The organism is Variovorax sp. 38R, assembly GCF_014843395.1.
GTDB lineage: Bacteria > Pseudomonadota > Gammaproteobacteria > Burkholderiales > Burkholderiaceae_C > Variovorax > Variovorax paradoxus_H.
This window is the reverse complement of sequence record NZ_CP062121.1, coordinates 1,957,464-1,970,399: the sequence shown is the minus strand read 5'-3', so window position 1 is coordinate 1,970,399 and position 12,936 is coordinate 1,957,464. Positions and strand designations below refer to the sequence as shown.

General features: G+C 69.2%; 13 protein-coding genes. 9 read left to right on the top strand and 4 right to left on the bottom strand.

The genetic code is table 11. From position 1 onward, the window contains the following. The first annotated feature begins 92 nt into the window (after window positions 1-92). Together IG196_RS08820 and IG196_RS08815 are read left to right on the top strand one after the other, a co-directional pair. Entirely contained in the window at window positions 93-749 is a 657-nt protein-coding gene (locus IG196_RS08820) for a response regulator transcription factor (RefSeq protein ID WP_192195840.1), read from the top strand. 177 nt (window positions 750-926) lie between these two features. Beyond that, window positions 927-3,677, top strand: a complete 2,751-nt coding sequence (locus tag IG196_RS08815) for an NAD(P)/FAD-dependent oxidoreductase (RefSeq protein ID WP_192195839.1) — start codon at window positions 927-929, stop codon at window positions 3,675-3,677. 86 nt (window positions 3,678-3,763) lie between these two features. On the opposite strand, the gene IG196_RS08810 is transcribed toward IG196_RS08815, so the two are convergent. Beyond that, complete coding sequence (locus tag IG196_RS08810) at window positions 3,764-4,381, bottom strand: DUF4337 domain-containing protein (RefSeq protein ID WP_192195838.1); 618 nt, start codon at window positions 4,379-4,381, stop codon at window positions 3,764-3,766. 125 nt (window positions 4,382-4,506) lie between these two features. Then, window positions 4,507-4,833, bottom strand: coding sequence for a LysR substrate-binding domain-containing protein (locus tag IG196_RS08805; protein WP_225616983.1), 327 nt, complete (start codon window positions 4,831-4,833; stop codon window positions 4,507-4,509). Between the two features lie 325 nt (window positions 4,834-5,158). Between IG196_RS08805 and IG196_RS08800 the strand changes: the two genes are divergently transcribed. The 4 genes from IG196_RS08800 to IG196_RS08785 are packed head-to-tail and all read left to right on the top strand — an operon-like array spanning window position 5,159 to window position 8,053. Next, window positions 5,159-6,208 (top strand): SAM-dependent methyltransferase, encoded by a 1,050-nt coding sequence (locus tag IG196_RS08800; protein ID WP_192195837.1) that lies wholly within the window; start codon window positions 5,159-5,161, stop codon window positions 6,206-6,208. After that, entirely contained in the window at window positions 6,208-6,999 is a 792-nt protein-coding gene (locus tag IG196_RS08795) for a DUF1295 domain-containing protein (protein WP_192195836.1), read from the top strand. Before IG196_RS08800 ends, IG196_RS08795 begins: the two co-directional genes overlap by 1 nt. After that, window positions 6,996-7,625 carry a DUF6134 family protein gene (locus tag IG196_RS08790; protein ID WP_192195835.1) on the top strand — a complete coding sequence of 210 codons (630 nt, stop codon included), beginning with the start codon at window positions 6,996-6,998 and terminating at the stop codon, window positions 7,623-7,625. Before IG196_RS08795 ends, IG196_RS08790 begins: the two co-directional genes overlap by 4 nt. Further along, complete coding sequence (locus tag IG196_RS08785) at window positions 7,622-8,053, top strand: DUF2177 family protein (protein ID WP_192195834.1); 432 nt, start codon at window positions 7,622-7,624, stop codon at window positions 8,051-8,053. The genes IG196_RS08790 and IG196_RS08785 overlap by 4 nt, the downstream gene beginning before the upstream one ends. Here IG196_RS08785 and IG196_RS08780 read toward each other — a convergent pair. Together IG196_RS08780 and IG196_RS08775 are read right to left on the bottom strand one after the other, a co-directional pair. Further along, a complete protein-coding gene (locus IG196_RS08780) occupies window positions 8,016-8,675 on the bottom strand; it encodes a ChrR family anti-sigma-E factor (RefSeq protein ID WP_225616982.1) in 660 nt (219 codons plus the stop codon). The genes IG196_RS08785 and IG196_RS08780 overlap by 38 nt on opposite strands. Beyond that, on the bottom strand, window positions 8,675-9,259 hold the full coding sequence (locus tag IG196_RS08775) for a sigma-70 family RNA polymerase sigma factor (protein ID WP_192195833.1): 585 nt from the start codon (window positions 9,257-9,259) through the stop codon (window positions 8,675-8,677). The genes IG196_RS08780 and IG196_RS08775 overlap by 1 nt, the downstream gene beginning before the upstream one ends. A 224-nt stretch (window positions 9,260-9,483) precedes the next feature. Here IG196_RS08775 and IG196_RS08770 point away from each other — a divergent pair, with 224 nt between their 5' ends. The 3 genes from IG196_RS08770 to IG196_RS08760 are packed head-to-tail and all read left to right on the top strand — an operon-like array spanning window position 9,484 to window position 12,841. Next, complete coding sequence (locus IG196_RS08770) at window positions 9,484-10,833, top strand: NAD(P)/FAD-dependent oxidoreductase (protein ID WP_192196955.1); 1,350 nt, start codon at window positions 9,484-9,486, stop codon at window positions 10,831-10,833. Then, window positions 10,830-11,618: a DUF1365 domain-containing protein gene (locus tag IG196_RS08765; RefSeq protein WP_192195832.1), complete on the top strand. Its 789-nt coding sequence runs from the start codon at window positions 10,830-10,832 to the stop codon at window positions 11,616-11,618. The genes IG196_RS08770 and IG196_RS08765 overlap by 4 nt, the downstream gene beginning before the upstream one ends. Continuing rightward, entirely contained in the window at window positions 11,615-12,841 is a 1,227-nt protein-coding gene (locus IG196_RS08760; protein ID WP_192195831.1) for an SAM-dependent methyltransferase, read from the top strand. The genes IG196_RS08765 and IG196_RS08760 overlap by 4 nt, the downstream gene beginning before the upstream one ends. Window positions 12,842-12,936 lie beyond the last annotated feature (95 nt).

Sequence of the window (12,936 nt, the reverse complement as noted above, 5' to 3'; positions counted from 1 at the left end):
AAAGACCGGCTGAAAGGGGCATGCCATGGCACGTACCGACCGCACCAGTGACTGCTTGCGGCCATGACGATGCCGAACATGCAGGTGACGCCATGCGACTGCTTCTGGTTCAGGATCGCGCACGGGTCGACGACGGCCTGTTCACCCACTTGCGCAAGGACGGCTTCCTGATCGACAGCGTCGATTGCCTCGGCGACATCGATATGCTGGAGAACGAGTCCTACGACGTGCTGCTCGTCTGCTCGCAGTTGCCCGACGGATCGGGACTCGACTGGGTCCGGTCGTTGCGGCTGCAGCACATCACGACACCGGTCCTGATGCTGATGGTGGGAGCACCTCGCCCGACCGCACCCGCCGAGGCCCTCGGCGCGGGCGCGAACGACTTCGTGCTGATGCCGTGCCGCCCCGAGCTGGTGGCCGAACGGGTGCGGGCCCTGCGTTGCCGCGCCGCCGGCCTGGCAACACCGCGTGTGCGCTGCGGCGACGTCGAGTTCGACCTGGGCAACCGGACGACGGTCCGCTGCGGCATGCCTGTCGCGCTGACCGAGCGGGAATGGAACCTGGTGGAGGCACTCGCGCTGCGATTCGATCACACGGTCCCCAAGGCCCAGGTGGAATTGCTGGTGCAGGGGATTCATGGCGCCCCGACAAGCAACGCCCTGGAAGTGCACCTGTCCAACGTGCGGCGCAAGCTCGGGCGACAGATCATCCGGACGATCCGCGGGGTCGGCTACCGCCTGAATACCTGAGCCCGGCGTCTTCAGACTCGTAAGCGTGCCGCACACAAGATAGCAACCTTAAGACGTGCGGCTGGCCAGAATCCGATCACTCGCAGAGCCCCATCACCCACCGATGGCGCCACCACTGTCGCAGCGTCCCCCCGGGGCATGAATGGCGACACCTTCTCACGCAGGTACCACCGACCCATGTTCAAGCCCTCTCCCGCCATTGTTTTCGCCAATTTCATGCAGCTGCCGACCATCGTGCCGAAAGCGGTGTGGCGCGCACTGCGCGTGGTGAGCATCCTCTCGGCCCTGGCCCTCGCCGTGATGCTGGCACTTCGACCCGCCACGACCATGCCCTTGTTCTGGGGGCTGATCGTGCCCTCGCTGCCGCTCGTCTTCATGCTGGCGCCCGGGCTGTGGCGCAACATCTGCCCGCTGGCCGCCATCAACCAGATCCCCCGCAGGCTCGGCATCACGCGGGCACTCACGAGCCGCCGCCTGTCGCAGGGCGCAGCGTTTCCGATCGGCATCGGCCTGCTGATCTCCGCGGTCGTCGCACGCAAGCTGCTCTTCAACGGCAACGGCATGGCCACCGCCGGCCTGCTGGCTGCAGCCATGGGCGCAGCGCTCATCGGCGGGTTGCTGTTCAAGGGCAAGAGCGGCTGGTGCAGCAGCATCTGTCCCCTGCTGCCGGTGCAGCGGCTGTACGGCCAGACACCGTTCATCCGCATCGCCAACACGCACTGCGAACCGTGCGTGGGCTGCGCCAAGAACTGCTACGACCTCAACCCCGGCGCGGCGTATCTGGCCGACCAGTACGACCCGAACCCGGCGTACCGAAACTTCCGCAGCTTCTTCGCAGGCCTCTTTCCGGGCCTGATCCTCGGCTACTACCTCGTGCCGTCACCCAGCGAGATCGGCCCGGTCTCCACGGTCATGCAGATGCTGGTCTACATGGCCGCCAGCCTGACGCTCTTCAACCTCATCGAGATGCTGGGCAGCAAGACGCGCAATGTCTCGCCGGTGCTCTTCGCGGCGGCCGCGTTCTCGCTGTATTACTGGTTCACCGCCCCGCTGATCGTCAGCACCTTGAGCAGCCTGAGTGGAATGTCCATCGCCCCCGAAGTCGTCGCCACGCTGCGCGGCCTGACCATCATCGCGAGCCTGACGTGGATCGCGCGGTCGCTGCAGGTCGAGCGCCTGTTCCTGCGCCGTGAATTGCGCAAGGGCGTCAGGGACGGTGCCCGGCTGGCACCGATCTTCATCGAGACGATGCGGCTGCACCGCAGCCCGAACGATCCCGCGCGCAAGGCACCGGCCGCCGCCCTGCCGGCGAACGAGGCCGGTCCGGCCGCGCTGGCGGATGCGTCCCCGCAGCCTGCAGAACTCTGCATCGACCCCGCCGGCACGAAGACCCCCCTGCGCAAGGGCCAGACACTGCTCGAAGCCCTCGAAGACTGCGGCGCTCCCATCAATGCCGGCTGCCGTTCCGGCGTGTGCGGCGCCGACCCGATCGCCGTCGTGGCGGGCGGCGAGCGGCTCGCCCCCATGGGCAGCGACGAACGGGCGACGCTGGCCCGGCTCGGCTGCGCCGACGGCACCCGCCTGGCCTGCATGGCGCGTGTCCGCAATGCCGGGCCCATCCGCATCGACCTGAAGCGGGAGGCGGCCCCGGCGGCGCGCGAAACACGCAAGACCGAGGTCGTGCCCTTCGACCCGTCGATCCGCCGCGTCGTGATCGTGGGCAACGGCGTGGCCGGCCTCACGGCAGCCGACCATGTGCGGCGTCGCCACCCCGACTGCGAGATCCATCTCATCGGCCGCGAAAACCACAACGCCTACAACCGGATGGCCATCGCCAAGCTGATCAGCATGCCGACGGGCGTCCAGGGCCTGCACCTGCTCCCCGACCAGTGGTATGCCGAGCACCGTGTCACCGCGTGGCTCAACACGCATGTATCGAGCGTCGACACGCAGCGCCGCGAGCTCACGCTGGCCACGCGAGACACGCTGGGCTACGACCGGCTCATCCTGTGCTCGGGCAGTTCGGCGTGGGTCCCGCCGCTCGACGGCTACGGCATCGAAGGCAGCTTTGTCCTGCGCGACGCCGACGACGCGATGGCCATCCGCGACTACATGCAGCGCTTTCACGGCACCTCCGCGGTGGTTCTGGGCGCAGGCCTGCTCGGCCTGGAGGCGGCGCAGGCCCTGGCGCAACTCGGAGCGCAGGTCCAGGTGCTGTCGAACAGCGGCCAGATCCTGGACCGGCAGATCGACACGCCGGCCAGCGCCTTGCTGGAAGCGCATCTGGCGACCCAGGGCATCCATGTCATCACCGAGGCCGACGCCGCGCAACTGGAGCCGGGCAGCGAGGGCCGCGTGGCGCAGATCGTGCTGAAGGACGGACGCCGACTCCCCGCCGATGTGGTCGTGGTGTGCACCGGCGTGCGCGCCAATGTCGACATCGCGGAGTCGGCCGGCCTGACGCTCGGCCGCGGCATCGTCGTCGACGCACAGATGCGCACCAGTGCCGCCCATGTCTACGCCGCAGGCGACGTGGCCGAGTTCGAGGGCCACTCGATCCCCTTGTGGGCAGTGGCTGCCGAGCAGGGAGAGATCGCGGCCATCAATGCGCTCGGCGGCAAGCGCGTCTATCGTGGCCATGTTCCCGTGACCGCGCTGAAGGTCTCGGGCATCGACGTCCGCTCTGCGGGCTCCGTGCACGCCACGCGGCCCGGCGAGTTCGAGCTGACCCAGTCCGACCCCGCGCAGGGCATCTATCGCAAGCTGGTGGTCGCCGAGGGTCATCTCGTCGGCGCGGTGCTCGTCGGGTCACCGGACGAGGCGGACGAGATCATTCCGGCCGTGCGCGAACACGCGCCGGTCTCTTCGATCACCGCCTTGCTGGAGCGCGGGGACTGGGAACAGCATTCGGTGGCGTTGGCGGCCTAAGCTGTTCTGCAGATCGCTGAAACGACCGCGGCATCCCTGCCCCCGCTCGGTGTGGGAGACCGGTTGCCTGCATGGGGCGCAAAGCCCTAGATGTGCAGCGCTGCCAGTGCGCCGATCACCACGCCCGCAGCCGCCACACCGTACATGGCGCGCTCCACCCACTTCTTCCGCGTGAGCAGCGCAATGGCCGCCAGTGCGATCGACACCTGCAACACCGTGGTGGCCTGCGCCCAGCGATGGTGCTGGTGCATCTGCTCCTCGGATTGCACGTCCCAGCGGCTGGCTTCGTCCTCCAGCTTCTTTGCGTCGGCCTGGATGTCGGTCTTCTCTTGCTCGTAGCGCGCGACCTTCTTCTCCCACCCTTGCCGGCGGCCGTCGTCGGTGGCGGTGTCGCGTGCGAACTCGGCCAGCGCCTGCTTGGTGCTCTTCGACTGGAAGTAATTCCACTGGTTCGAAGCCTCGGTCTTCTTGATGGCCGCGTTGTTCTTGTAGAGGCCGGCGTTGGCCTGCGTGGCCCCGCCCATGTACGAAAAGATCGCACCCGCGGTCGCGATGGCCGCGGTGATCACGGCGATCTTTCCTGTCGTGCTCATGCCCTCGGCGGGAGAAGCCGCTGCGTCATGGCCGTGGCCGTGACCACTGGAAGCGGCGTGTTCGAGTTCGTGGTCGTGCGGGCCGTGCACGTGAAAGCCGTGTCCTGACATGAAGTTCTTTTCTTGGCGTTGTGATGGGAATTTGAGGGGCGCGCGAGTATGCCCGGCCTTCATGACGAGGTGCCTCGGGGAAAGTCCCGTCGGCCCTCATGCATTGGATGCGCGCGTGCCTGGCGTCAGGCGCAAAGCACTTCGCGCAGGTGTTCGACGAAAGCGCGCGCCGCATCGGGAAGGCGCCGACCGGCCATGCTCTGCACCTCGAAATGCCGCTCGTTCATCTCGCGGTCGCGCAAGGGGAGCGCAACGATCGTCTGGTTCTCCAGTTGCTGGCGCAGTGCGAGCTCGCCGCAGAACGTCACCGCCTGGCCGTGGGCTGCGTAGTGCACCAGCGGGTAGAGATGGTCGCTGGTCAAGGCCGCCTCGAGCGGCAGGCGCTGGCGGGCGCAGCTGATGTTGAGCAGCTGGCGCAGCCCGTGCAGCCGCCTCGGTGACCGAGCCGACACGCGCCGAGAACAGTGCGACGGCCGTATCGACGAAGACCGGCTCACCGAAATCACCTGCTGGGGTCATGTGCCCCACCCGGTTCGCTGGATAGCTCCCGGATGGTTGCACCCACCTTGACCAGCACAACTACGTCCGCTTCGCAGCTGTCGCTGTGCATGTCCAGTGTGTCCAGAGATAGTGGGTCTGGCCTGTGACGCCGCCAGGTGTTCGACCGCCGTACTTCGCACCATCGACTCATTCCCCATGCGCTGAAGCCGACGCACAGTGATCCATTGCGGCCGGCGTGGCGTAGGAAGAGGAGACCCTCCTCCTGCACCCACCGCCATGCCCCAAGCCTCCAGCACCTCGACTGCCATCCATTGGGTTGAACAAGGCCTGGTGCCCGACGGCGCCGTTCGGCTGGGCGTGCGGCGGCTGTTGCGCCAGCGCCTCGTCGAGCTGGACAGCGGCAACCCGGAAGCCGTCGCCCTGCGTTCGGAGGCATTTTTCGATGGGCTGCGGGAGGCGCCGTTGGCCCTGCTGCCCGAGAAAGCCAACGAGCAGCACTACGAACTGCCCGCCGCGTTCTTCACCGGCGTGCTGGGCCCCCACCGCAAGTACAGCTGCTGCTGGTGGCCTGAAGGGGTGCAGACGCTCGAGCAGGCGGAGGCGGCAGCCTTGGCCGAGACCTGCGCACGTGCCGGCCTGGCGGATGGGCAGCGCATCCTGGAGCTGGGCTGCGGCTGGGGTTCGCTGAGCCTGTGGATGGCCGAACACTTTCCGCGCGCCCACATCACAGCGGTCTCCAATTCGCACTCGCAGCGGCTGTTCATCACGGCCGAGGCCGCCGCACGCGGCCTGGGCAACCTCGAGGTGATCACCTGCGACTTCAACGATTTCGAGACCGGCGAGCGCTTCGACCGGGTGGTGTCGGTGGAGATGTTCGAGCACCTGCGCAACTGGCCGCGCGCCTTTTCGCTCGTGGCCCGCTGGTTGAAACCGCAGGGACGGTTCTTCATGCACGTCTTCGTTCACCGCGAAGCGCCCTACCCGTTCGAGGCACGCGATGCCAGCGACTGGATGAGCCGCCACTTTTTCTCCGGCGGCATGATGCCGAGCGACGATCTCGCCCTGCGCTGCCAGGACGACTTGCGCCTGCTGCAGCGCTGGCGCTGGGAGGGCCGCCACTACGCGCGGACCTCGGCCGCCTGGCTGGCGCGCATGGACGCCCGGCGGGCCACCCTCATGCCGCTGCTGGCCGCCGTCTACGGAGAGCGCGACGCGCCGGTGTGGTGGACCCGCTGGCGACTTTTCTTCATGTCGGTGGAAGAACTGTTCGGCTATGCCGAGGGCGGCCAGTGGTGGGTCGGTCACTACCTGTTCGAGAAACGGTGATGCTGTCGCTCGCAGCCCTGGGTCTCGCAATTGCCCTCGGCGTGGCGTTGCCGGTCTGGGTGTTCAGCATCGGGGTGCGCGATGCCAGCCTGGCGGACCGGATCTGGTCCCTGATGATCGCGGCGCCGGCGCTGGCCTACGCTGGCGCCCACGCCCGCGTGCTCGACGCCCGCAGCGCCTGGATGCTCGCGCTGCTGCTGCTGTGGGCTTGCCGACTGGCGCTGCACATCGGGCGTCGCAACTGGGGCCACGGCGAAGACCGCCGCTACCAGGCCATGCGTGCGCGCAACGAACCGCACTTCGGCCTGAAGAGCCTCTACCTCGTGTTCGGGCTCCAGGCGGTGCTGGCATGGATCGTCGGCTGGCCGCTGCTGGCCGCGTTCGCGCACCCGTCGCCGCTGTCCTGGCTGGATGTGCTGGCCCTGCTGCTGGCCGGCGGCGGCGTGGTTTTCGAGGCCGTGGCCGACGCCCAGCTCGCCCGCTTTCTGCGCGGCCCGCGCCGCGAAGATGCGGTGATGGACCGCGGCCTCTGGGCCTGGTCGCGCCACCCCAATTACTTCGGCGAGGCCTGCGTCTGGTGGGGCCTGGGGTTGGCCGCGCTGTCGGCGGGCGGATGGGCGGTGGCGTGGTGCCTGACGTCTCCGCTGCTGATGACCGGCCTGCTGCTCAAGGTGTCGGGCGTGGCGCTGCTGGAGCACGACATTGCCGAGCGCCGGCCTGCCTACCGCAGCTACGCGGCACGCACCAGCGCCTTCATTCCCTGGCCGCCACGGCGCGGCGCCCGGCCATGAAGCACCGCGCCGTGGGGCTGATGCTGGGACTGATGCTGGCGCAGGCGACCTGCCTGGCCGTGGCACAGGAAGGTGACGAGGAAGCGGGCGAATGGCACTTCACCGCCACGCTCGATGGCAAGCCGATCGGGACCCATCGCTTTGTCGTCGGCGGCACGGCGGCGGCGCGCAGCGTCGACAGCCGCGCCCTGTTCACCGTGCGCGTGCTCGGCATCCTTGTGTATCGCTATCGGCACCAGGCCGAGGAGCGCTGGGCCGGCGACTGCCTGCGTGAGCTGCGCACAGAGACCGACGACGACGGCACCCGCCAGCAGGTCGCGCGGCGCTTCGACGGCGACTGCCCGATGAGCTTTGCCTACTGGAATCCCCGGCTGGTGAAACAGCAGCGGCTGATCGACCCGCAGACGGGCAAGGTCGAGCCGGTGCGCTTCGAGCCGCTGCCCGATGCGACCCTCGAGGTCCGCGGTCAGCCCGTGCGTGCACGCGGGTGGCGACTGCAGGCGGCGCAGCAGCGCATCCGCATCTGGTACGCCGCCGACAGCAAACGCTGGATCGGGCTCGACGCCGACACCAAGGGCGACCACCAGCTGAGCTACCGACTGACCTCTTCCCGGAGCACCCCATGAAGCCATCCCCGCGTACCTTGCTTGCCGCCTACCTCGGGGCGCTCGTGTGTTTTCTGGTGCTCGATGCCGTCTGGCTGTCGGTCATGGGGCCGCGCCTGTACCAGCCCGCGCTCGGCTCGCTGATGGCACCGCAGATCGACTGGACGGCGGCGGCGCTGTTCTACGCCCTCTACCTGCTCGGCCTGGTCGTCCTGGCGATCGCGCCGGCACTGGAGGCAGGCGAGCCCGCCGTCGCGTTGCGTCGCGGCGCGCTGCTCGGTCTCGTGGCCTACGCGACCTATGACCTGACGAACCAGGCCACGCTGCGCGACTGGCCCTGGGCCGTCACGGCCGCCGACCTGGCCTGGGGCACGGCCGTGAGCGGCGTGTCGGCGTGGGTCGCGACGCGCCTCACATCCCGACCAGCGCGCCGAAGAAACGCGCAATAGCCCCGTCGAAGCGCAGCCGGCCGTCCAGCGAGGCGAGGCAGATGCACTCGCTGCCGTCCTGGACCACCGGCTGGTGGTTGATCTCGGCATCGGCCGCATCGAAATCGCCCGCGCCGAACAAGGCCCGGCCATCGTGGAAGCGGCCATGCAGCACCTGGGTGAACTCCTGCCCCTGGTGCGTGTGCTGCGGCAGGTACTTGCCGGCCGCGATGCGCAGCAGAAAGACGTTGGCTTCCGGGGCCTCGGGCACTGTCACGCGGCTCCAGCGCATGCCGGGGCCGATCCAGCGCCAGGGCGTGGCGCTGCAGTGCGCGAGCGCGCGCGGCCAGCGCGCGCCGGGCGGCAGCGGTGGGGGCGCACTGACTCGCACGGGCGCGGGTTCAGCGCCTTCGTGCGCATCGATCCGCGCCCAGGTGCGCGCCAGTGCGTCGTCGGCCAGGGGGGCCGGCGCCAGGTCGTCGAGCAGGATGCCGCCCACGGCATCGAGTGCGCGCGCGCGCTCGCGGCACAGCGGGCACAGTTCGAGGTGGCTGGCCAGGACCAGTCGCATGCCGGCCTGCATGTGGCCGGAGGACCGGGCCAGCAGCAGGTCGTCGTCGGGGTGGTGTCGGATATCCATCATCAATGTTCCAGCAGGCGGCGCAGCTGCGCGACCGCCAGGCGCACGCGCGACTTCACCGTGCCCAGCGGAATGCGCAGCTGGGCTGCGATGCGGGCATGCGGCGCGTCTTCAAAATAGGAAAGATGCAGCACCTGCTGCTGCTCGGGCGGAAGCAGGCGCAGCGCGCCGCGCAGGCGTTCGTTCAGGCGCGCGTCGTGCAGCTGGTCTTCGACGGCCGGGTCGTCGCAGGGGAGCAGGTCGAAGTCGAACGTGTCTTCAGACGACTGCACACCCTGGCGCCGCCGCAGCGCGTCCACGCGCAGGTTCCGCGCGATGGCGAAGATCCAGGTCGTGGCGGCCGCCCGGGCCGGATCGAACAGCGCGGCCTTGCGCCAGACCGTGACCAGCGCTTCCTGGGCGAGTTCTTCGGCCTGGATGGCCGGACTGCCGCTGTGCATCAGGTAGTGCTTGATGCGCGGCGCGAAATGCGAGAACAGCTGCGCGAACGCGTCCCGGTCTTGCTGCTGCGCCACGGCCACCATCGCCTGGGCCCAGAGATCGTCGGGGCGGGGAGACGGCTGTGAATCGGGGGAGACAACGGTCAAGAGGGACGCTCGTCGACTGCGGGGCACCGGAGTGCCCGCAGAGGGGTTGGACGGATCGGGGGCGGCGGCCATGTCCTGTCATACGCAAAGGAGCGGCGTTCGGATCATCGCAGCGACACGCGGGTAATCCAAATGACCATTTCCTGCGTACAGGCAGCAAGACTCGCCAAAGGCTCTCCATGCTGCCTCCTCTTGCCCCGCTTGCCCCGCCTGCCGCCTTGCCGATGCCTGCTTCGGTGTCCTCCGGCCAGCGCATCGCCGTCGTCGGCACCGGCATCGCGGGCCTGTCCTGCGCCTGGTTGCTGTCCCAGCGCCACGAGGTCACGGTGTTCGAGAGCGAGCCCCGGCTGGGCGGCCACAGCCATACCGTGGACGCGCCGGGCAGGGACGGCAGCGTGCCGGTGGACACCGGCTTCATCGTCTACAACGAGCCCGCGTACCCGAACCTCACCGCGTTGTTCCAGCACCTGGCCGTGCCGACCGCGGCCTCGGACATGTCGTTCGCCGTGAGCCTGGACGCCGGGGGGCTCGAATACGCCGGCACCGACCTGCGCGGCTTGTTCGCGCAAAAGCGCAACCTGGCGCGCCCCCGCTTCTGGGCCATGCTGCGCGACCTGCTGCGGTTCTACCGCGAGGCACCGCGCGATGCGCAGGTTGCAGGCGACCAGGCGCTCGACGACTACCTCGACACCCACGGCTATGGCCGCGCATTTCGCGACGACCACCTCTACCCGATGGCTGCGGCCATCTGGTCCACGCCGGCGGCGCAGGTGGGCCGCTATCCGATCGCGGCCTTTGTGCGGTTCTGCGAGAACCATGGGCTGCTGCAGGTCAGCGACCGCCCCACATGGCGCACCGTGGTGGGCGGCAGCCGCGAATACGTGCGGCGCCTCAGCCAGCCTTTCGCCGACCGCCTCCAGCTGGACCGGGCCGTGCTCGAACTGCATCGCGAGCCGGCGGGTGTGCGGCTTCGCACCAACGCCGGCTGGTGGCCCGAGCGCTTCGACCAGGTCGTGCTGGCCACCCATGCGGACCGCTCGCTCGCACTGCTCGACGCACCCACCGCTGCCGAGCAGGCCCTGCTCGGTGCCCTTCCCTACAGCCGCAACCTGGCCGTGCTGCACCGCGACCCCGCCCTGATGCCGGCGCGGCGCGCCGTGTGGTCGAGCTGGAACTACCTCGGCACGCGCGGCAGCGGAGCCGCCCCGACGGTGACCTACTGGATGAACCGGCTGCAGCCCCACCTGCCGCAGGGCGCGGCGGCCGAGCCGCTGTTCCTGACCCTGAACCCCGCGATCGCCCCGCGGCCCGAGCACCTGATCCGCACCGAGGTCTACGACCACCCGCTGTTCGATGCCGCGGCCATGGCCGCGCAGCGCCAGCTGTGGCAGCTGCAGGGCCAGCGCCGCACCTGGTTCTGCGGCGCCTACTTCGGCGCCGGCTTCCACGAAGACGGATTGCAGGCCGGCCTGGCCGTCGCCGAAGCGCTCGGCGGTGTGCGCCGGCCCTGGCGCGTGGCGCAGGAGTCCGGGCGCATCCACCTGCCGCAACGCGCGCAGGCCGTCGCCTCATGAACGCGCACGAAGGCTCGGCGCTCTACATCGGGCGTGTCATGCACCAGCGGCTGCGGCCGAAGCGGCATCGGCTGAGCTACCGGGTCTACAACCTGCTGATCGACATCGACGAACTGCCGCAGCTGCACGCCCGGTTGCGCTGCTTCTCGGTGGACCGGTTCAACCTGTTCAGCTTTCATGCCGCCGACCACGGCGACGGCTCGGGCCGCGACCTGCGGGCCCAGGTGGAGGCGCGGCTGCGCGAGGCCGGCCTTCCGACCGGCGGCACGATCCGGCTGCTGGCCATGCCGCGGCTGCTCGGCCATGTGTTCAACCCACTCAGCGTCTGGTTCTGCCATGCACCCGGCGGCGCGCTGCAGGCGCTGGTGTACGAGGTCAACAACACCTTCGGGCAGCGGCACAGCTACCTGATCCCGGTCGCTGACGACGGCGTGCCCCTCATCGAGCAGCACTGCGACAAGCAGATGTACGTCTCTCCCTTCAACGGCATGGACCTGCACTACCGGTTCCGCATCGCGCCGCCGGGCGAGGCGGTCTCGGTCGGCATCAGCGTGCACGACGCGGCCGGCGCCGTGCTTCACGCGCGGCTCGACGGCCGACGTGCGCCCTTGAGCGACCTGGCTCTGCTGCGCGTGTTCATCACCCATCCGTTGCTGACCCTCAAGGTGGTGGCCGCCATCCACTGGCAGGCCCTGCGCCTGTGGATCAAGCGCGTGCCGCTGCACCCGCGACCAGCGGCCCCCGAGCGCGACCTCACCATCGTTTCTTCGAACAAGACCCCATGAGCCTGACCACACCTTCCGCCCCCGCCCTCGGTGCCGCGCCGTTCTTCTCGCCGCTGCGCCGGCTGGTGGCCCACACGCGTTTCGGCCGGCTGACCTTGAGCCTGCCGGGCGGCCGGTGCATCGAAGTGGCCGGCCGCGAACCCGGGCCGCACGCGAGCCTGCGCCTGCTGAGCTGGCGCCCGCTGCTGCGCCTGGCGCTGCAAGGCGATCTGGGCCTGGCCCTGTCGTTCCGCGATGGCGAGTGGGAAAGCCCGGACCTGCTGGCCCTGTTCGAATTCGGCCTGGCCAACGAGTCGGCCTGGGGATCGCTGCTCAAGGGGCGCGCGCTGACGCGCTGGGCTGCGCGGCTGCGGCACCTGACCCGCAGCAACAGCCGGCGCGGAAGCCGGCACAACATCGCCTTCCACTACGACCTGGGCAACACGTTCTACCGGCACTGGCTGGACGACAGCATGCTGTATTCGAGCGCGATGTTCAGCGAGGCCGACGACGACACGCTGGAGGCCGCACAGGTGCGTCGCCTCGACGCCATCGCCGACATGCTCGACACCCCGCAAGGGGCCGACGTGCTCGAGATCGGCTGCGGCTGGGGCACACTGGCCGCGAGCCTCGCCCGCCGACACGCAGCGCGCGTCACCGGCGTCACGCTGTCGAGCGAGCAACTGGCCTTCGCCCGCGAACGCGCGCAAGTCTGGGGCGTGGCCGACCGCGTCGACCTGCGGCTGCAGGACTACCGCGACGTGCAAGGCCGCTTCGACCGCATCGTGTCCATCGAGATGATCGAGGCCGTCGGCGAGGCCTACTGGCCCACCTACTTCGCCACCTTGCGCGAGCGCCTCAAGCCCGGTGGCATCGTGGTGCTGCAGGCGATCACGATCGCCGACACGCAGTTCGACAGCTACCGCCAGGGGGCCGATTTCATCCAGCACTGCATCTTTCCCGGCGGCATGCTGCCCAGCCCGCGCGTGCTGCGGGAACAGGCGCAGCGCGCAGGGTTGGTGATCGAGGCGTCCCATTGCTTCGGCAAGGACTACGCACGAACCCTGGCGGAGTGGCGTCGCCGGTTCCTCACCGCCTGGCCGCAGATCGAGCCACTCGGCTTCGACGCCGCATTCAAGCGCTTGTGGACCTACTACCTCTCCTACTGCGAGGCCGGCTTCCGCGCGGGCCTCGTCGACGTCGGCCTCTACCGGTTGCGCGCGGCTGAAGCCGGACCCGCCTGATTGGTCGGCGCAGCCTGAACCGAGCCGACTGTCGGCATCCGGGACACAACGATGCCAATGGGCGGTCGCGTCAGCTTTGCGCGCCGAAAAACCCC